This is a genomic window from Laceyella sacchari, assembly GCF_004343255.1.
Taxonomy (GTDB): domain Bacteria; phylum Bacillota; class Bacilli; order Thermoactinomycetales; family Thermoactinomycetaceae; genus Laceyella; species Laceyella sacchari.
This window is the reverse complement of sequence record NZ_SMDD01000001.1, coordinates 1313383-1331651: the sequence shown is the minus strand read 5'-3', so window position 1 is coordinate 1331651 and position 18269 is coordinate 1313383. Positions and strand designations below refer to the sequence as shown.

19 protein-coding genes are annotated in these 18269 nt (G+C 44.0%); 9 read left to right on the top strand and 10 right to left on the bottom strand.

Going from position 1 to position 18269, the window contains the following annotated elements:
* Positions 1 to 119 precede the first annotated feature (119 nt).
* Both EDC32_RS06430 and EDC32_RS06425 read left to right on the top strand, forming a co-directional pair.
* On the top strand, positions 120 to 1400 hold the full coding sequence (locus EDC32_RS06430) for an ArsB/NhaD family transporter (protein WP_132220618.1): 1281 nt from the start codon (positions 120 to 122) through the stop codon (positions 1398 to 1400).
* Between the two features lie 12 nt (positions 1401 to 1412).
* On the top strand, positions 1413 to 1691 hold the full coding sequence (locus EDC32_RS06425) for a hypothetical protein (RefSeq protein ID WP_132220616.1): 279 nt from the start codon (positions 1413 to 1415) through the stop codon (positions 1689 to 1691).
* Positions 1692 to 1763: 72 nt separating this feature from the next.
* Here EDC32_RS06425 and EDC32_RS06420 read toward each other — a convergent pair whose 3' ends face one another.
* The 3 genes from EDC32_RS06420 to EDC32_RS06410 form a co-directional block, all read right to left on the bottom strand.
* Positions 1764 to 2996: a dicarboxylate/amino acid:cation symporter gene (locus tag EDC32_RS06420; RefSeq protein ID WP_132220614.1), complete on the bottom strand. Its 1233-nt coding sequence runs from the start codon at positions 2994 to 2996 to the stop codon at positions 1764 to 1766.
* A 383-nt stretch (positions 2997 to 3379) separates the two neighbouring features.
* Entirely contained in the window at positions 3380 to 4312 is a 933-nt protein-coding gene (locus EDC32_RS06415) for a cation diffusion facilitator family transporter (RefSeq protein WP_211341905.1), read from the bottom strand.
* 355 nt (positions 4313 to 4667) lie between these two features.
* A complete protein-coding gene (locus EDC32_RS06410; protein ID WP_246026860.1) occupies positions 4668 to 4988 on the bottom strand; it encodes an Lrp/AsnC family transcriptional regulator in 321 nt (106 codons plus the stop codon).
* A 160-nt stretch (positions 4989 to 5148) separates the two neighbouring features.
* On the opposite strand from EDC32_RS06410, the gene EDC32_RS06405 reads away from it, so the two are divergent.
* Complete coding sequence (locus tag EDC32_RS06405; RefSeq protein ID WP_132220608.1) at positions 5149 to 5598, top strand: VOC family protein; 450 nt, start codon at positions 5149 to 5151, stop codon at positions 5596 to 5598.
* A gap of 276 nt (positions 5599 to 5874) precedes the next feature.
* Here the strand turns inward: EDC32_RS06405 and EDC32_RS16710 are convergent, their stop codons facing one another.
* Positions 5875 to 6009: a hypothetical protein gene (locus EDC32_RS16710; RefSeq protein WP_259435481.1), complete on the bottom strand. Its 135-nt coding sequence runs from the start codon at positions 6007 to 6009 to the stop codon at positions 5875 to 5877.
* 488 nt (positions 6010 to 6497) lie between these two features.
* Here EDC32_RS16710 and EDC32_RS06400 point away from each other — a divergent pair, with 488 nt between their 5' ends.
* Together EDC32_RS06400 and bcaP are read left to right on the top strand one after the other, a co-directional pair.
* Positions 6498 to 7145, top strand: coding sequence for a hypothetical protein (locus EDC32_RS06400; protein ID WP_132220606.1), 648 nt, complete (start codon positions 6498 to 6500; stop codon positions 7143 to 7145).
* A gap of 329 nt (positions 7146 to 7474) precedes the next feature.
* The gene (bcaP, locus tag EDC32_RS06395) at positions 7475 to 8866 is read left to right on the top strand and encodes a branched-chain amino acid transporter BcaP (protein ID WP_132220604.1); all 1392 of its coding nucleotides are present in this window, start codon (positions 7475 to 7477) and stop codon (positions 8864 to 8866) included.
* Between the two features lie 51 nt (positions 8867 to 8917).
* Here bcaP and EDC32_RS06390 read toward each other — a convergent pair whose 3' ends face one another.
* The 3 genes from EDC32_RS06390 to EDC32_RS06385 all read right to left on the bottom strand — a co-directional run bounded on the left by EDC32_RS06390 (position 8918) and on the right by EDC32_RS06385 (position 11131).
* Positions 8918 to 10435, bottom strand: coding sequence for a M36 family metallopeptidase (locus EDC32_RS06390; RefSeq protein ID WP_132220602.1), 1518 nt, complete (start codon positions 10433 to 10435; stop codon positions 8918 to 8920).
* A gap of 255 nt (positions 10436 to 10690) precedes the next feature.
* On the bottom strand, positions 10691 to 10864 hold the full coding sequence (locus tag EDC32_RS16315) for a hypothetical protein (RefSeq protein ID WP_158283254.1): 174 nt from the start codon (positions 10862 to 10864) through the stop codon (positions 10691 to 10693).
* Between the two features lie 39 nt (positions 10865 to 10903).
* Positions 10904 to 11131, bottom strand: coding sequence for a hypothetical protein (locus EDC32_RS06385; RefSeq protein ID WP_132220600.1), 228 nt, complete (start codon positions 11129 to 11131; stop codon positions 10904 to 10906).
* Positions 11132 to 11541: 410 nt separating this feature from the next.
* On the opposite strand from EDC32_RS06385, the gene ppsA reads away from it, so the two are divergent.
* Positions 11542 to 14157 (top strand): phosphoenolpyruvate synthase, encoded by a 2616-nt coding sequence (gene ppsA, locus EDC32_RS06380; RefSeq protein ID WP_132220598.1) that lies wholly within the window; start codon positions 11542 to 11544, stop codon positions 14155 to 14157.
* A 173-nt stretch (positions 14158 to 14330) separates the two neighbouring features.
* Here the strand turns inward: ppsA and EDC32_RS06375 are convergent, their stop codons facing one another.
* Together EDC32_RS06375 and EDC32_RS06370 are read right to left on the bottom strand one after the other, a co-directional pair.
* Positions 14331 to 14726 carry a GIY-YIG nuclease family protein gene (locus tag EDC32_RS06375; RefSeq protein WP_132220596.1) on the bottom strand — a complete coding sequence of 132 codons (396 nt, stop codon included), beginning with the start codon at positions 14724 to 14726 and terminating at the stop codon, positions 14331 to 14333.
* 18 nt (positions 14727 to 14744) lie between these two features.
* Positions 14745 to 15506, bottom strand: coding sequence for a DUF2087 domain-containing protein (locus EDC32_RS06370; RefSeq protein WP_132220594.1), 762 nt, complete (start codon positions 15504 to 15506; stop codon positions 14745 to 14747).
* A gap of 205 nt (positions 15507 to 15711) precedes the next feature.
* On the opposite strand from EDC32_RS06370, the gene EDC32_RS06365 reads away from it, so the two are divergent.
* The 3 genes from EDC32_RS06365 to EDC32_RS06355 are packed head-to-tail and all read left to right on the top strand — an operon-like array spanning position 15712 to position 17398.
* Complete coding sequence (locus EDC32_RS06365) at positions 15712 to 16566, top strand: alpha/beta fold hydrolase (protein WP_132220592.1); 855 nt, start codon at positions 15712 to 15714, stop codon at positions 16564 to 16566.
* A 31-nt stretch (positions 16567 to 16597) separates the two neighbouring features.
* On the top strand, positions 16598 to 17014 hold the full coding sequence (locus EDC32_RS06360; RefSeq protein ID WP_132220590.1) for a VOC family protein: 417 nt from the start codon (positions 16598 to 16600) through the stop codon (positions 17012 to 17014).
* A gap of 24 nt (positions 17015 to 17038) precedes the next feature.
* The gene (locus EDC32_RS06355) at positions 17039 to 17398 is read left to right on the top strand and encodes a winged helix-turn-helix transcriptional regulator (protein WP_022738174.1); all 360 of its coding nucleotides are present in this window, start codon (positions 17039 to 17041) and stop codon (positions 17396 to 17398) included.
* Positions 17399 to 17463: 65 nt separating this feature from the next.
* Here EDC32_RS06355 and EDC32_RS06350 read toward each other — a convergent pair whose 3' ends face one another.
* Positions 17464 to 17991, bottom strand: a complete 528-nt coding sequence (locus EDC32_RS06350; protein ID WP_132220588.1) for an NAD(P)H-dependent oxidoreductase — start codon at positions 17989 to 17991, stop codon at positions 17464 to 17466.
* Positions 17992 to 18269: the final 278 nt, after the last annotated feature.

The window sequence follows — 18269 nt, the reverse complement described above, 5'->3', positions numbered from 1 at the left end:
GCGGTCTCCTTTTGTCATGTCTGCTTTTGTATTGTAAAGCGATAAAGCATCGCTGATCACAGTTATTTATATACACATTTTATGTGGATATAAATAAATAAGAATTGAGGAGGTACGATATGGAACAACAAGCTATTTTGGCCATAGGCATTTTTTTGGTGATTTATGCCTTAATTATTTCTGAGAAAATTCATCGCACCATTGTTGCCATGATTGGCGGAGGACTGATGGTGGCGTTGGGAATTATCGATCAAGAAACTGCCATCCATCACATCGATTTCAATACGTTGGGGTTGCTCATCGGCATGATGATCATAGTCAGCATCACTGCTGAGACGGGATTATTCAAGTATATATCAGTGGTGGCGGCTAAGCGGGCCAAAGGGGACCCTGTTCGGATATTAATTTCGTTGACACTGATCACGGCCCTGGGATCGGCCTTTTTGGACAATGTTACCACCGTGCTCCTTATGGTGCCTGTCACGTTTAGCATTACCCGTCAGTTGCGAGTGCCCCCGGTCCCGTTTTTGATCACCCAGATTATCGCTTCCAATGTGGGAGGGACGGCGACACTGATCGGTGATCCGCCCAACATTATGATCGGCAGCGCGGTGAAAGAATTGACGTTCATGGCCTTTATCGAGAACTTAACTCCGATTACTATAATCATCATGGCCGTCTATGTACCGATTTTTGTGTTAATATATCGGAAGCAGATTCAAACCACGCCCGAACTGAAAGAAAGCATTATGAAACTGGATGAAAAAGCAGTTATTACCGATCATAAGCTACTCCGCAAATGTTTGATTGTTTTGGGGCTGACGATTCTGGGCTTTTTCACGCACCAGTTGTTACATCTGGAGTCGGCCACCGTTGCTCTCGGCGGCGCCTTCCTGTTGTTGCTGTTGACGGGTGAGCACACAATGGAAGAAGCGTTCACAAAAGTGGAATGGATGACGATTTTCTTTTTTGTCGGTTTGTTTGTCCTCGTGTCGGGCTTGATTGAAACAGGAGTCATCGCCCAATTGGCGGAGCAAGCGATTGAACTGACGAAGGGCGATGTGGTGGTAACGTCGATGTTGATCCTGTGGCTCAGCGCGTTCGCGTCCGCTTTTCTTGACAACATTCCGTTTGTGGCCACGATGATTCCCATGATTCAAGAGATGGGGCAAATGGGGGTCAGCAATTTGGAGCCGTTGTGGTGGAGTTTGGCGCTGGGTGCCTGCCTTGGTGGCAATGGTACGTTGATTGGGGCGAGTGCGAATCTGATTGTTGCCGGCATGTCAGGCAAAGAAGGGCATCCAATCACTTTCATCAAGTACCTGAAGGTCGGTTTTCCCCTGATGTTGTTGTCTATCGTCTTGGCCAGCGTCTATGTCTATTTCCGTTATTTGGTGTAAAGGAGAGAGCTCATGCTGCGATACGAATATGACAAGCTGAAGTTGAACATGCAGGAAAAAGCGAATGGAAACGATGTTGAATTTGACATCCGTTGCTTGGATGGAGCGATCATGGAAGCGATCAAGCGGGTGCAAGAGCTGTTTGAGGATAATGATGTGCATACGGATGTGCTGTTTTACGCATACCCCAATCATGAATATCGGGTGATTGTGCGCCAAGATTATTATGTGGACTTTATTTTGGCCCTGATGAAGCACCGGGTGTTGCAACGCGTGGAATGGATGACGTAGGTTGACACCTGTGTGCGGAACAAAACAAGGAGCCTCCTTTCCGCTTACGAAAGGAGGCTTTTTTGTAGATGGTTATGCTACTTGCTCTTCTTTGTCTTTTTCTCCTTTGGCGACAACGACCGCTACACACACGTCTCCAGTGATGTTGGTTGCCGTCCGGCTCATATCGAGCAAGCGGTCTACCCCCAACACAATCGCGATGCCCTCCACCGGCAGGCCGACCGATTGCAACACCATGGTCAGCATGATCAAACCGGCTCCGGGAACGGCAGCTGTACCGATGGAAGCCAATGTGGCTGTCAGGATGATGACCAATTGCTCTTCCAACCCTAGCGGGATGCCATACAATTGCGCGATGAACAGCGCAGCCACCCCTTGCATGATAGCGGTACCATCCATATTAATGGTGGCTCCCAGTGGCAAAACGAAGCTACTGATTGACTTGGGAACGTTAAAGTCTTTCTCAGCCACTTCCATGGTGACTGGCAACGTGGCTGCACTGCTGCTGGTGGTGAAAGCTACCTCCATTGCCCGCCCCATTTTCTTAAAGAACTGTATTGGGTTGTATTTGGCGAACAAGCTTAGCAACGCACTGTAAGTGATTCCCATGTGAACGATCAATGCCAAGATCAAGGTGATCATGTACCACGCCATCGAGCCGATCAAGTCGATGCCGGCTTGCCCGACCGCCCGCGCCATTAACGCAAAAGCGGCATATGGTGCACAAGCCATGATAATGGTTACCAATTTCAGCATGATCTCATTGCCTTGCTCGATAAACTGCCGCACTTGGTCCACTTTGTTTCCCAACAAGGCCATACCGATACCAAACAGCAACGCGAAGAAAATAATTTGCAACATGTCGGCATTGGCCATCGCCGACACCGGGTTTTCAGGAATGATGTTCAACAGAGTGTCTTTCATGCTTGGAGCTGCTTCAATTTTCGGCTTTTCAGCCGGCTTCTCAATGCTGGTACCCACACCGGGTTCAATGAAGTTGGCCAATACCAAGGCGATGGTGATCGCAACCGCAGTGGTGAGAATGTAAAGAACGATGGTCTTTATGCCGATCCGTCCCAGTTTCTTGGGATCGGCAATGCCTGCAGCCCCTGCCACCAAGGAGAAGAAAACCAAGGGGACTACAACCATTTTAATCGCTTTAATAAACAAGACGCTGATCGGGTCAAACAAATAATTGTTTAATGTTTTGAATAGTTCGGGCAAAAATAAGTTCAAGATGACACCGACGATAAGACCGAGAATAATACCGATTAAAATTTTGGTTGTCAGTGAGAGTTTCTTCATAAATTCACACCTTTCATCATTGTTTCATATTTCGTGTTGGGAAAATGGCATAGTTCATTGTATTGTCAATATCAAATTTATTATAACATTTAAATATGGCAATTTGCATCATGGTGTGAATATTTACCTGTTTGCACCACATAATCATGCCATTTCAACAAAGATAAGGTTATTTACGGCAATTTATTTTCATAATGGTATATGACGGGTGTGAAGAAGTTGAGATCATTGTCAAATGACGGGTTGCGGGATCTGTAATTTTATGCATATTGCTAATGAAATGCTTGACCCCCAATTATCCGCCAGAGGTTTCCTTTCCATCATGCAGGCGTTCATTAAAACACCCAGACCGTTATTAGTCTGGGTGTTGATTATTCTCCCGATCAGTGTGAGGCCAAAAATTGTTTCCCATATTCGCCATGATCATGAATGGCAGGATGTTCCGCTTGAATCGTCGAATGTTCGATGCCGTACGTCTCCCTGAGGAGATGATTGATGGTCTGAATGGTACGCAGGGGATCCGCATCTTCGTGAACAAACACATGCGCTGACAGCGAGTAGTGGTCAGTGGATATCGCCCATAAGTGCATTTCGTGGACATCAACCACCCCCGGTGCCGACTGGATGTCGTTGCGAATGGCCTCAAGGTCGAATGTGGTGGGAACCGATTCCATCAGGATCAGATAAGATTCTCGAATTATCTTTGCTCCGCCATAGAAGATGATACCACCGATCATCATGCTAACCAACGGATCAAACAGGGTGTATCCAGTTATGATGATAAGCAGAGAGGAAACAATGATGCCGACTGAGCTGAGCAAGTCGCCGAAAAAATGCCATAAGGCACTTTTAATATTCAAATTTTCTTCTTTCTTGGATTGGCGCATTAATACGACTGTCAACACCAAATTTACCAGTAAGCCCACGATAGCGACCCCCAACATCAGCCGCAGGTTGATTGCTTGGGGCCGGATCATGCGAAGGATGCCCTCGATGAAAATGCCAACCGATATGGCGGCGAGCGCCAATCCATTCAAAAAAGAAGCGATGATTTCAAAGCGAAGGAAGCCAAAAGTGTATTTGTGATCCGGTTTGCGTGCAGCCAGGTAGACAGCGGTCAAACTTAATCCCAACGCGATCACATCCGAAATCATATGTGCCGAATCCGACAAGAGAGCGAGAGAGTTTGACAGCAATCCGCCGACGATTTCGACAATGGTGAAAAACAATGTCAAGCACAGGGTGATCCATAAGGCGGTTTTAGATGTTGGCTGCTGTTTGACGTGATTGAGATGATGATAATCATGGGATTTAATGATGTTCGCCCTCCTTTTTATAATAATTATCATTTGATAATTATTATAATTATATGCCAGTTGTTTATCAATAGCAAGCTATTCACTGCTTTTCGGATAGGTGGATGCAAAAGGGCGAAATAAGCAAGAGGCACGAACATGATACTCAGACGTTGCTCACTGTCAAACTTTTCAAAGGAAGAGGCTGTCGGCAGTTCTGCACTATTCGGAACTGGTTGAATGGTGGAAAAAGAGTTATAAGCCCTTCAGATTCCACTCACTATCAATAAATGCAAACTGTTTTTTTGGTTGGCAGTAATGATAGACCTTTGTACGTGCGAAACAAATGGTCGTTACCAATCACATCAGACATGCTTTACAGGACAACTCTGTTTTCAAATATATTTTTTAAACAAATAAGCGACTTGGTATGTCCCAGTTTTGCAATTGCATCTTGAAATTCTGCAATTTCTTCTGCGGTTGCCGTTTGTATCTTCACTAAATAATTAAATTCTCCACTGATGCGAAATAAATCGGTTACAGCTTCAGTCTCTTTACAAAAGTCGATAAAAGCGAGACAATGTTCTGTTTTTACGAGCATGAAAGAGGTTGTGCCTCTGTTTAAATTATGCATATTCAATGCAGCATGATAACCAGATATGATCTTTTTATCTGTTTCATCAATTTGTCCTTTCATGCCTGATGCCTCCTGATCACTTTTGTAAAGTAAACTTACCATTATAAATAAACTTATATTTCATAAGCATTATATATAATATCGTTATCTTTTATATGTATTACGCCAGTTCATATCCCTATCATAGAAAAAGAACAACTTAGCACAGGAGTGATTATATATGAGCGTAAAAGGACGGGCCCATATTGCATTCAAGCGAGAGATTATACAGAAACCATCGAAATTTTATACTCAAGCCCCAGGATTTAACATCGGCCATCGTTGGACACTTCCTTCTTTCCAGATCAGAGAAGCAGCTATGCTTGGTTCTCCTGACCGAAGAACTTGCATTGAAGTATTTGATCATGAGGCAGTCATCCCTGCTCAAGGAAGAAAAGCTGAGTCGGAAGATGAGGTTGCTTATGGGGCGTTATTACATTTGGCTTTATATGTAGAAGATGTAGAGGAAATGTATCAAAAAGCGCTTGTTTATGGTGCAAAAGTGTGTATTCACCCAGAGCAACTGTACCTGGGCGAACCTCCGCTTGTGGTGAAAAATGCTTTAGTTTATAGTCCCAATGGAGAAGTAATTGAATTTATCGAAGAAGTAGATTTTAATCGATCCGCGTGAATGCTCGTAAATTGGGTAGAGCAGACATCCTCCATGGCTTGCAGTGATCGTTGCGGGAACAATTCCTTGCAGATCAATCGCCGCTTGGGCTCCCTCCGGAAAATAAAATACTGTGCAATCTGTGGGGCCTTCTTCGTATTCGGCCATTCTTAAGATGTTTTCTGACATTCACATCCCCCCTTTTGTATCATAGTGAGAGAGGTTAATGTATTGGTTAAGAAATGCCAAACACCCTACCTTAGTAGGGTGTTTGGCTTACAACTCTATTTAATGGTCTTAGCGACGTCTTTTTTTTCTTTTCTTTTTCTTGCCACCAATTCCGATATAAATGGTGTTCTTGTTAATATTTTTGTTCCAGTTTGAATTCCAGTTTGTGTTTTTTCTAACCCATTTTTTAATGCGTTTACTCATCAAAATCCCCTCCTTTACAGGCGGATTTGAAAGTGATTTCTATCAACTTTCTATATATTCATATGCATGTTGATAGAAAAGAGCTTGGACGAATCATAGGGTATGAATTCACTATTTTAGAGAATTGTAATAAGGAGGTGTGGGAACAGACGCAGCGAATGGTTTAGCGTCAGTCCTTCTGACATGCATATCAAGATTAAGAAGTTAACAAGCGAAGATCTGTACCGGCTTGTAACTGTTGATAACCAGACGGGGACTTAGGCTAAGACTGCCTTTCGGAACAGGTTGCTTTCAAGACATGTGTGATATGAAAAAGAGCGGAGATCATCCGCTCTTTTTTTCAGAAATAGCGAGGGTTAAAATGATATTGATAATCGTTATCAACAATGGTATAATGATGGCAACGATAACCAGTCGCGGTGAGGAAGGTTATGTCTCCAGTATAGTCAACTTCCTGCGGCTGCCCGGCAAATAATGAGGTGAAAGAAATGGGTATGAGAGATGGGAACGTGTTGTCTGATGAGGATATGATGTATGGTTGGCTCTGTTGTGACAGATGCGGCAATGTGATGCATCACGAATGGATACGGGCTGTTCAAAACACAGTAAACCAAGTGATTCAGGCCTATTACCGCTTGCCCGTTGAAAGACGTTCGGGCATCCGCATTCTTGAATTGATCGGCCGATATTGGAGAGTTGACGCCAAGCTGTTTGAATCGGAGTATCATTACCATGAAGTGTTGTTGAAAACGACTGATCATTTGATGCAATATTTGCTCAACGATCATCGTGCGGACCCGCCTGTGTTTTTATTTGAAGAGTTGCATGCGTTTATCAAGGAGTTGGATCTGAATTTGCAATTAAACTTGCATGTGGTTCATTGGACCCCTGATTCGCTGAACATCAAAAAATATGTTGTTTCAGACAATCCGTATGTATTGGACGCATTTAAGCATATCATTTCTGTCTTTTGCCATCGGGGAATGTTATCTTTTCCTGAAAAAATTGCGGTGATCAATCTTTTAAATGGAAGCCAAAAGGCAGTGGAAATTGAACAAGACCTGCAACAATCCCTGGATTATCTGCGCTTGACCAAAACATCATTGCAGGAAAATGGATTTTTCTTGCCGGGATAAAGGACGAGCTCTGACGCACTGGAACGGAACACAAGCTTTCAGCCCTGCGAGCAAACTGAGATGTTCGCAGGGATTTCTGTTCGTCAGCTCCCGCAAGGAGTAGAAAATGTAGAAGACGCTTGGCGTCTTTTTTTATTGCTCTGTTATGGATGAATTTTGTAATATGGCTTGATTTGATCTTTTTATCCAAAAATATTCATCTTATTTCATACATATTGTATCAAGTTTTACGAAGATAATACCTTTATGATCTAAGGATGAAATAGTTAAGGTTTTTTGTGAAATTGACTTACAATTGTGATGTTTTCGCTGGTGTAGGAGGTTGGTTTATGGATTTGTTTAGAAAGAAAAGTATCTCTGCCATGATGCAACAAGCCCAGACAGGCACAGCATTAAAAAGAACCTTGGGTACATGGGATCTGACATTGCTGGGGTTGGGAGCCATCATTGGCACGGGAATTTTTGTGCTTACAGGCACAGGGGCGGTGACGGCCGGTCCAGGAATCATGATTTCATTTCTCATTTCGGGTTTGGCATGTGCTTTAACAGCCTTGTGCTATGCTGAGTTTGCCACCTTGGTGCCCGTCTCGGGGTCTGTGTATACATTTGCTTATGCGACATTGGGAGAATTGATCGCCTGGATTATTGGATGGGATTTGATTCTGGAATATCTTCTTGCAGTCAGCCTTGTTTCTGCGGGATGGTCGGGATATTTACAAAGTTTATTGCAAGGCTTAGGCATCTCCTTGCCGACAGCTTTGACGGCGGCTCATGGAGCTGTGCCAGGGGTGGAGACATGGTTTAACTTGCCTGCTTTTGCCGTTGTCATCGTGATCACTTTTTTTGTAGCCAGAGGAGTAAAAGAGTCAGCGCGTGTGAATAATATCATGGTGTTGATTAAAACAGCTGTCGTGATCTTGTTTGTGATTGTGGGCATCGGTTATGTCAAACCAGATAATTGGCATAATTTTATGCCTTTTGGTTTGGAGGGAGTTTTCTCTGCGGCCGCAATCACATTTACCGCATTTTTGGGGTTTGACGCCGTTGTTGCCGCTGCCGAGGAAACCAAAAATCCGGCAAAAGATTTGCCGCGGGGGATCATGTATTCGCTTTTCATCTGCATTCTTTTGTATATTGTTGTTTCCGGGATCATGACGGGGATTGTTCCTTTTGCTGAGTTTGAAGGGGTTGCTCATCCGGTTTCACTTGCGTTGCAGTATGCGGGGCAAGACTGGGTTGCTGGTTTTATCGATTTGGGAGCGATTGTGGGAATGCTTACCGTTATGCTGGTTATGCTGTTTGGACAAACTCGAATCGCTTTCGCTATGTCAAGGGACGGCCTCTTGCCCTCCGTTTTCTCCAAGGTCCATCCAAAGTTCCAAACGCCGTATCGGGCTACGTGGATCATTGGTAGTGTGGCCGCTTTACTCGGGGGCATCGTGCCACTGGATCGTTTGGCGGAGATGATCAATATTGGGACATTGACTGCCTTTGTCCTGATCTCACTAGGGGTAATTGTTCTTCGTAAAACGCAACCTGATTTGCCGCGCAAGTTTCGCACTCCTGCTGTCCCCTTTGTTCCACTGTTGTCGATGGCAGTTTGCATTTTTTTGATGACGAATTTGTCTGCAACCACTTGGTACGCGTTTCTCATCTGGTTGACCATTGGATTGTCTATTTATTTCTTGTATTCCAGAAAAAGATCTCATTTGAATGGGTGATAATGAAAAACAGCCAGGAAACGTTGGTTTCCCGGCTGTTTTTTTGTTTTTTTAGTCAGTGGGAATGCCTCGTGCGGCCCAGATCGCATCGATTTGGGTGGCGTGCGCACCATTGTAGAGCATGACGTCCGCTTGCTTAATTGCCTTGGCGCCATCGGCAAAGGTTGCGTTCGGTGTCAGGGACCAATGGGATTGAAGGATTAGTTTTGTGGCTACATCCCGTCCAAATGCTTTCGCCATATCATATTCGCCTTGGGACCAGATTTCGCCGTCATCATGCACTTCACCAGCCCAATCGCGCGGATATACTTTGTTTGTGTCTAAGCGGCGCAAGCAAGGTGGGTTGGTGGAGGAATATGAGACAGCATCCCATTCACCAATGCAAGCTTTCCCGAATGAGTCATTGCCAGTCATGGCGTCTTCATAAGTGGCTCCCAGGAAATCGCCGAACCCTTCGCCCATCGCTCCACCTTCAGCCGATTGACCCCAGTCAGGCACTTGATTGTCTTGGATCGCATGACCGTACTCATGCGCGATGATTCCGGCATCTTCTGCATCATCCACACCGCCGGTGCCAAAAGTTAATGATTTGGTGGCCGGAGAATAGTAAGAGTTATCTGCCGTTGTGCCGTTTACATTGACTTTGATCGCACGATTGTTGATGTTATTGAAGCCGAGACTTTGAATGTAGCGTTGCAAACTGTCGATATGATAATAGGCCATGACATCCTCAAAACTGTCATTTGCGCGAGTATAGTTGAACGTATTCGTTGCGGAATATGTTTTCGCTTTTGACGAAATGGTGACGTACTGTCCTCTGAGATAACCTGAGCCGTCCAGCCCCTGTAGGATGACCGATTTCAGTTGGCTTGTCAGTGCTGCAGAATCCTTGTCCTGATTGTCGCTCAAACCAGAGGCGGTTCCTTTGGTTTCCACCGGATTGGGGTTAAAGACGGTACCGGTACCAGTAGCGTTTTGCACTCGGTTTTTCTTCTTGAGCAATTTCCCGCTACCGGCGTGAATGTACGTATCCCATTCATCCTGAGGCGTCTTTGTTTTCACGACAATGCGGTAAGACGGGATGGCTGTGCCGTTTTGAATCACATAGCCAAATTGGCGCGATGCCGGCGTCCATTTGCCAGTGTCGTTTCCACCTATATAACTGAGCGCTTTTGCTTCCGCTTCAGACTGGGAGATTTTCCTTTTCATTTGTTCAATCGAACTGTACGGGACATAGTCCGAGACAGCGAGCAGGGGTGTGCCTGTACGGTCGATGGTAACCGTTACCTGTTTGGTGAAGACGGGTGCACCTTGGATCTCTTGTTGATAGCGAACGTAGGAGCCTGCAGGGGTATCAATGGTCGTCACGTATTTAAGGCCGGAAAGATCTGATGGCAATTGGTATTTATCAGCGTTCTGCTTCAGGTACTGATCCGCTATGGACTTGGCATCAAGCGTTTTTACTTGTGATTGGTCAGAGTTGGTTCCCGGTTCGGCAAATGCGATCGGGATGGACAGCGTCAAAGCGATCGCTGTCGTTGTAGCGATCAAGAAATTCCGTTTGGCCATGGGTAGCACGCTCCTTCAGTGAATGAATCTTTTATAAAAACATTATATAATTTACTTTTAAAAAAGAATAACAATTTTAACTAAATAATTATAAAAAATATCTGATTAGACATTGACAGTGGCATATTTGAAAAAGGCCGCTTGGCATATGGCGGTGCTGGCGCGTTGTGAGGCGACTTCATTTGGCTGAGGTGTCTTGATAACAAAACAAGCCGATGGTTGGAAACCATCGGCTTGTTTACACTGAGGCCATATTCAGTTTTGTTTCTTTTCGAGGGTGTCCCTGGGAGTGAGTTCGCCAAATTTGGTAAGTTCATCTTGAGTAAGGGCGTTTTCCCGGGCGGAAGAGGACAGCCTGGTGTTGATTGAGCCGGATGGTGTCCTTTTTCCGTCAAAGACGATTTCAGGATCTATATCAGGTTTCATCAAGGGTGACCTCCTTGAGTTCGCGTCAATCGGCCAGTTGTGTTATCGGCCAGTATATTGGTGAGCTTCGTGATTCGGTTGTGTTGTGCGCGACATGATTTGTTGAGACATTTGCTCTTGCACTGATGCGGGCTGATGTAATGACTGGGTTTGGTTTAGGCGATCCATGGATTGTTGTAGTTGGGACAGTTGCTCTTTTAGTGCGTTCACTTCATTGGAAAATTGGTTTCGCAGTTGGTTTAATTCGTTTTGCACATCTTTGATGTTCATAAAAATCACTCCTTGTCGTTAAGAGGAATCATCTGAAGTAGTTTGATCAAACAAGCGGAAGTTCATACTTCCAACGAGCTTGGACAAAGATGTGCAGAGAAGGAAGCGATAGAGGAGTGTTCCTGCGTCTGCCGCAGGGTGTGAGGTATGGATTTGCCAAGTAACAAAGATTCACATAAAAAGAGCCCTTTGATCGGCATTATCAGGGCTCTTTTCATATGCGTAAGATTTCTTTGTAAAATGGAGTTTGTCTCTCCCATTTTAATTATAAAGGATAAATGGGATAAGATATAGGCTGTTTATTCTTAGAGCAAAGTTCTAGAATTTATACGTAAAATATTGTAATCAACGCTATGGAGCATTGCTTTAAAGTGGCGATTGGCAGTGTTTAAAAGAAGGGGAGAGTAGAAATGAGTGCTTATGTTGTCAGCTTGCAGGAGATTGATCATACGCAGCTTTTGCGCGTCGGGGGCAAAGGATTGAATTTAGGGGAATTATCGAAGATGGATGGCATACACGTGCCAGAAGGATTTTGTGTTACAACAGAAGCTTATCATCAGGCACTCAAGCACAATGAAGCCTTCCGTGCATTGGTGCATCAACTAACAAAGCTAAACACAGATGACCGAGATCAAATCGGTGAATTGTGCAAGAAGATTCGAAAAGTGATAATGGAAGTGGAGATTCCTTCCGATGTTGTGAAAGATGTTTCTCATGTTCTTACCCGGCTTGGCGATGAACATGCCTATGCAGTGCGTTCCAGTGCAACTGCTGAAGATTTACCACATGCCTCTTTTGCCGGTCAGCAAGACACCTATTTAAATATCATTGGCAAAGATGCAATATTGCAACACATCAGAAAGTGTTGGTCTTCCCTCTATACTGATCGCGCCGTGATTTACCGCATGCAAAACGGATTTGATCACAGCCAGGTACATCTTTCTGTAATTATTCAACGGATGGTATTCCCACAGGCTTCAGGCGTTTTATTTACTGCCGATCCCATTCATTCAAACCGAAAGGTGGTATCGATTGATGCCAGTTTTGGCTTGGGTGAGGCCATTGTCTCGGGCTTGGTAACAGCGGATTGCTATAAAGTGCAAGAAGATAACATCGTCGATAAGATGATAGCAACCAAAAAATGGGCTATCTATGGACAAAAAGAAGGTGGAACCGAGACGCAGCCCATCGATCCTGATCAACAAAATTCGCAAACCCTTACGGACCAAAAAATCTTACAATTGGCACGCATTGGTAAACAGATTGAGACGTACTTTGGTTGCCCACAAGATATCGAATGGTGTTTGGTTGATGACACATTTTATATTGTCCAGAGCCGGCCAATTACGACTTTATACCCCATCCCGGAAGCGGATGATCAAGAAAATCGCGTCTATATTTCGGTCGGCCATCAACAGATGATGACGGACCCCATGAAACCATTGGGCCTGTCGATATTTCAGTTAACATCGTTTCAGCCCATGAAGAAAGCGGGAGGAAGGTTGTTTGTCGATGTTACGCATTTGCTGGCTTCACCTGACAGCAGAGAAATGTTATTCAATGCCATTGAACAATCCGATCCGCTCATCAAAGATGCGCTCATCACCATCGTGGAGCGAGAAGGCTTTATTAAATCGCGACCCAAGGGTGAAGGAGTCCAACATATCAGTAAAATCAATGAAGGGATGTCTTGGGGATTTTTGGAGAAAAACCTCCATAAAGACCCGACCATCGTTCGTGATTTGATTAAGCAGAGTGAAGCATCGTTGGCAGAGTTAAAACAAAACATCCAAACGAAATCAGGGTTGGATTTGTTTGATTTTATTCTGGAAGATTGCCTGCGACTAAAGAAGATGTTATCTGATTCACAAAGCTTAGATGTGATTATGGTTGCTATGAACGCTTCCTTTTGGATCAATAAAAAAATGCAGGAATGGTTAGGTGAGAAAAACGCGGCAGATACGCTGACTTTATCGGTACCCAATAACATTACTTCGGAGATGGGGTTGGCGTTACTGGATGTCGCCGATGTAATTCGCCCTTATCCGGAAGTGGTTCATTATTTGCAACATACACAAGATGAAAATTTTTTGGATGAACTGACGAAGTTTGACGGTGGGCAGGAAGCGAAGGAGGCGATCCTTGCTTATCTTGACAAATACGGCATGCGCTGTACAGGTGAAATCGATATTACCAAACCTCGTTGGAGTGAAAAACCAACGTCACTCATCCCGATGATTCTCAGTAACATCAAAAATTTTGAACCCAATGCCAGTGCGCGAAAATTTGAGCAAGGACGGCAGGAAGCGTTGAATAAGGAACGAGAGTTATTAGAGCGGTTGAAGCAACTGCCAGATGGGGAGCATAAAGCTAAACAAACAAAACAAGTGATCAGACTGATTCGGGATTTCATCGGTTATCGAGAATATCCAAAATACAGCATGATTAATCGCTTTTTCGTTTACAAGCAAGCGTTGATGAAGGAAGCCGAACAGCTTGTACAAGCCAACGTCATTCGAGAAAAAGAAGATATCTTCTATCTCACGTTTGAAGAACTTCGCGAAGTTGTCGCGACAAACAAACTGGATGATCAGATCATCAACAAGCGAAAAGAAGAGCACAAACGATTTGAAAAACTTACTCCCCCGCGCGTTATTACGTCTGACGGAGAGATCATTGCCGGTAAATACCAACGAGAAAACATCCCACCGCATGCAATTGTCGGCCTGCCGGTTTCTTCTGGAGTAATAGAGGGCAGAGCACGGGTCATTTTAAAGATGGAAGAGGCAGATCTGGAAGATGGAGATATCTTGGTCACAGCATACACCGATCCTAGCTGGACACCATTGTTTGTAAACATCAAAGGATTAGTTACCGAAGTGGGGGGATTGATGACTCATGGAGCCGTCATCGCGCGTGAATATGGCTTGCCAGCCGTTGTGGGTGTTGAAAATGCCACCAAGCGGATAAAAGACGGGCAACGTATTCGAGTGCATGGAACGGAAGGGTATATTGAAATATTGTGATTACTTTTTTAATGAACAGCACCGCTCTAATGTTTACCAGAGCGGTGCTTTTTTTGTTTTGTAAACTGGTTTGCTCTCCAAACAAATTACAGAAACTAAGGCGTGTCTGATCAATACAGGATGAGAACTTTGCTGATTCCCATTGTCCACAAAGTGCTTAATGTGCGTTCTGCCTAGCGCGCATTTTTGGCTTTTTTCAATTTGTTATATCCTCGGTCTCCATACGGTTGCAACTTTTGCAACCATTTTTCTTCCATCTCTTTCAATTCAGTTTGATATTTCTCCAATTCATCGGGGTGGGTGATGATTTCTTCACGCGGTTTGATTCGTTCCAGTATGTCAAAAGTGAAAGCGTCCTTTCCGTATTGGTTCCAATCCTCTTGCAATTCACGGTTTATATGGCTGTTCATCGACAACATAAATGTTTCCCGATTGAAGGCTGCATCCAGATTCATGCTGCTGCCGATCAACATTTTTCCGTTGATTTGGTTTTTGAGTTGATAAATCCCCATGGGACGATGAGTTTGCTTGTAGTTTTGAATGAGTTGTTTGCGCTGTTGCTTATCCATCCCTATCACTCCTTTTCTTCAAAGAATCCAATATTGACTACCATCTGGCGTTCTGTCCATAAAACCATACTCAATCAGATAGCGCCGCAATGTGACGTAATCCGGATAGATGTGTTCCAAAATGCGGTTCACTTCCAGTTCGCTGTATTTGCGGTTTGCTTGAAACCTGGTGATGAGATGTTTGAGGATGGCCACTTTCCGCTTTTCTTTCTTGGGAAATTCGGCCAACGGTCCTTCTAGACCCTCAGGGAAATATTTCTCCAAGATTTGGCGCTGTTCCGCTTCAGTGATATCAAAACGCTGATCCACTATTTTGGCTTGACGCGGGGGATTGATCCACTTTGTTGGTTTGGCGGCATGTTCTTCTGTTAGTTCCATCAGAGCGAGGAATACCTTGGCCTGCTTCATTTTTTCGCGTAAGGTAAAGCGGTGGTGCCGGATGGTGGAGGTGCTACCGCCACCAAGTTCTTGAACGATCTCTTTGTCGGTCAAGCCCTGGAAAAAATAGTCCAGCATTTTTTTTTGCAGATCAGTCAGTCCCGTTAATTTTTTGTCCAAGCCCAACAAATAGGTAAACATAGAGCCGTGTTGTTTATGGATGTGATGCTGGGTGTATCGTTCGGCTTCAAAGAAAGTATCGCCGTCAGAATAAATGATCCCTTTTTCAAAAGATTGGCCGCAGATTAAGCAACGATAGATGCCAGCGTCCTGATCGTACACATAGCCTTGTTTTAATTCGGCGACGGACGCGTCCCAGAACAAGTCGGATATATCTTTCATTTATAAACGAAACTCCTTATCGTTTGTTTTATACATAAACATAATATAATAACGTCTGTTATTTTGCAACGGCGAGCTAAATCTGATTGATGGTCCGTTTCACCATCACTTATTTTTCACTAGTGAGTGTAGTAGAATGAGCATGTAAGCAAGCTCGATATCAGATATGCAACCGAAGAAACAAACAAGGAAGGAGACTGCTGATATGGGGTGTCAAGGCGTTATATCAATTGACGGGTTTGAACTGGCATACCAAATTGAGGGAGAAGGGGTGCCGGTATTGGTTGTCGGTAGCAAGATTTATTATCCGCGATTGTTTTCAAAAAAGATAAAGCAAGCGTTGAAGCTCATATTCATTGACCACAAGGGATTTGCCAAGTCGACTTCACAATCTTTCAAGCCGGAGGATTATAGATTGGAGCGCATTTTGGATGATATAGAGAAGATGAGAGAAACACTTCAGATTGAAGATGTTGTCATCCTTGGCCATTCAGGGCATGCCTTTCTCGCGTTGGAATACGCCAAAAAATACCCGTCCAATGTGCGGAAGGTGGTTTTGCTCAATTCAGCTCCTACCAACAGCCCTGAACGGCAAGCGCAAAGCATGGCTTTCTTTGAGGAAACGGCAAGTCCGGACAGAAAAAGAAAGTTTGAAGAAGACATCGCATTATTAGCGGGCGATATTGAAAAAGAGCCGGAGAGACGGTTCGCTCACATGTGCATCCGCATGGGCGCCCACAGTTTTTTCGATTACACCATTGATGCAACTTCCATGTGGGAAGGGGTGCGCACAAACATGCCGATCATCGACCATTTATGGGGGGAAGCTTTTGCGCGGCTGAATATGATTGATGCGTTGGCAGCATTTGACAAACCTGTATTTGTCGGTCTGGGTAGATTTGATTATCTGGTGGGTCCTGTCTCGTTGTGGGATCCTGTTGACGAAGGGTTTGCGAATGTGAAGAAAGTCGTTTTCGAACAAAGCGGGCACTACCCCATGTATGAAGAGCCCACTACTTTTGACACGACGTTAATTAACTGGATTTATAACGGGTCTTGAATCAAATTCATCGACAAAGGAATGATGTGTGTTGAAGCCACGTATCACAGTAATTACCCTAGGCGTGGATGATTTGGAAAAGTCATTGGCATTTTATCGTGATGGGTTGGGATTTTCCACAGAAGGCATCATCGGGGCAGAACATGAGCACGGCGCAGTGGCATTTTTTGACTTGCAATCAGGGTTGAAGCTTGCGATTTGGCAGCGCAAAAATATTGCTCATGATGCAAACGTTCCACTGACTGCGTCCAGCCCGGTTGAGTTTACCCTTGGACATAATGTGGGAAGCAAAGAAGAAGTGGATCAAGTAATGGATCAGGCAAAACAAGCGGGTGCGACCATTACAACCCCAGCGCATGATACCTTTTGGGGCGGGTACGCAGGTTACTTTCAAGATCCTGATGGGCATCTGTGGGAAGTGGTCTGGAATCCGCAGTGGGAGATTTGAAATACTTGAAGGAGAGTGTAGATCATGCGCAAAACCTGTGTTCCGACTGGAGTGGAGCCGACAGATACGGGCTTTGGATATACATTGTCCTTAATCGGCGGCAAATATAAAATGATTATTTTATATTGGCTGTCTGAGAATAAGGTGATGCGTCACAATGAGCTGAAGCGGAGTATTGGCAACATTTCCTTTAAGACGTTAAGTGTGATGTTAAAAGAGTTGGAGGCAGACGGCCTGATCATTCGCAAAGAATTTCCCCAAATCCCCCCAAGAGTTGAATATTCCTTGTCTGAACGAGGCCGTTCGCTGATTCCCTTGTTAAATATGATGTGTGAGTGGGGAGAAAAAAACAGATTGCCAAAGGCCGAAACCAGAGAACGGTAGGTATGGCGAGTTGTTTAAATAAAAAGAAGTATCCCCATAACCAGGTGATACTTCCTTTTTGCGTGTTAGATCTGGTCGATAAAATTCACATATTCCTGGGCGCTTTTTGATACTTCGCTTGCAGACGGCTTGTGTTCTTCGCCATAAAACGCAAAAAACGAGCGGTAATCTGCATTGCAATACTTAAAAGTCATTTCAAATGGAACCAACACTTCATCAAGTGTATACTGATATCGTCCATTTTTGCTGTAATCCTCTTTTTTAATCCCTGCTGTCACACCTAAAGCAACCTTACGATTTTTGAATTTATCTCCATTTGAGCCATAGGCCCATCCATAAGTTAAAACATCGTCTAACCACTTTTTCAGGAGAGGAGGGCAATTAAACCAATAGATTGGGAATTGTAAAATAAGATTGCCATGTGACTCAACCAACTTTTGTTCTTTTTGCACGTCGATGTTCCCATCAGGGTAAACTTTGGTCAAGTTGTGAATTGTATATTTTTCTGGATATTTACTTAGCTCTTCTACCCACCGCTTATTAATGACCGATGTTTCTATGTTTGGGTGAGAGACAATAACCAGTGTTTTCATCAGTGGTTCCTCCTTCAAGGATATTTCAATTTGAGTATAAGATGATGACTATAGATATGTAAGTATGCACTTTTATTACAGGTACTTACCAAAAGGTGAGTATTGTATCTTAAGTTGACTCATCAATTGAAAGAGAAAGAGAAAGAGAAAGATGATAACTAAGCATGAATAATAATCAAACAAGTTTGTAGCACAAACATATGCCAACCAGTAAATGTTTATGGTAGGATATCAAAATAGTATTTCTTATTGGATAAGTCAGATCTATTTATTTGTCC

What these genes read in the sequence shown, in the direction of transcription:
- EDC32_RS06390 (WP_132220602.1), bottom strand. Translation starts at nt 10,435, where the DNA reads ATGGCCAAACGGAATTTCTTGATCGCTACAACGACAGCGATCGCTTTG.
- EDC32_RS06425 (WP_132220616.1), top strand. Translation starts at nt 1,413, where the DNA reads ATGCTGCGATACGAATATGACAAGCTGAAGTTGAACATGCAGGAAAAA.
- EDC32_RS06430 (WP_132220618.1), top strand. Translation starts at nt 120, where the DNA reads ATGGAACAACAAGCTATTTTGGCCATAGGCATTTTTTTGGTGATTTAT.
- EDC32_RS16710 (WP_259435481.1), bottom strand. Translation starts at nt 6,009, where the DNA reads ATGAGTAAACGCATTAAAAAATGGGTTAGAAAAAACACAAACTGGAAT.
- EDC32_RS06405 (WP_132220608.1), top strand. Translation starts at nt 5,149, where the DNA reads ATGAGCGTAAAAGGACGGGCCCATATTGCATTCAAGCGAGAGATTATA.
- EDC32_RS06400 (WP_132220606.1), top strand. Translation starts at nt 6,498, where the DNA reads ATGGGTATGAGAGATGGGAACGTGTTGTCTGATGAGGATATGATGTAT.
- ppsA (WP_132220598.1), top strand. Translation starts at nt 11,542, where the DNA reads ATGAGTGCTTATGTTGTCAGCTTGCAGGAGATTGATCATACGCAGCTT.
- EDC32_RS06410 (WP_246026860.1), bottom strand. Translation starts at nt 4,988, where the DNA reads ATGAAAGGACAAATTGATGAAACAGATAAAAAGATCATATCTGGTTAT.
- bcaP (WP_132220604.1), top strand. Translation starts at nt 7,475, where the DNA reads ATGGATTTGTTTAGAAAGAAAAGTATCTCTGCCATGATGCAACAAGCC.
- EDC32_RS06355 (WP_022738174.1), top strand. Translation starts at nt 17,039, where the DNA reads ATGCGCAAAACCTGTGTTCCGACTGGAGTGGAGCCGACAGATACGGGC.
- EDC32_RS06375 (WP_132220596.1), bottom strand. Translation starts at nt 14,726, where the DNA reads ATGGATAAGCAACAGCGCAAACAACTCATTCAAAACTACAAGCAAACT.
- EDC32_RS06420 (WP_132220614.1), bottom strand. Translation starts at nt 2,996, where the DNA reads ATGAAGAAACTCTCACTGACAACCAAAATTTTAATCGGTATTATTCTC.
- EDC32_RS06365 (WP_132220592.1), top strand. Translation starts at nt 15,712, where the DNA reads ATGGGGTGTCAAGGCGTTATATCAATTGACGGGTTTGAACTGGCATAC.
- EDC32_RS06350 (WP_132220588.1), bottom strand. Translation starts at nt 17,991, where the DNA reads ATGAAAACACTGGTTATTGTCTCTCACCCAAACATAGAAACATCGGTC.
- EDC32_RS06370 (WP_132220594.1), bottom strand. Translation starts at nt 15,506, where the DNA reads ATGAAAGATATATCCGACTTGTTCTGGGACGCGTCCGTCGCCGAATTA.
- EDC32_RS06385 (WP_132220600.1), bottom strand. Translation starts at nt 11,131, where the DNA reads ATGAACATCAAAGATGTGCAAAACGAATTAAACCAACTGCGAAACCAA.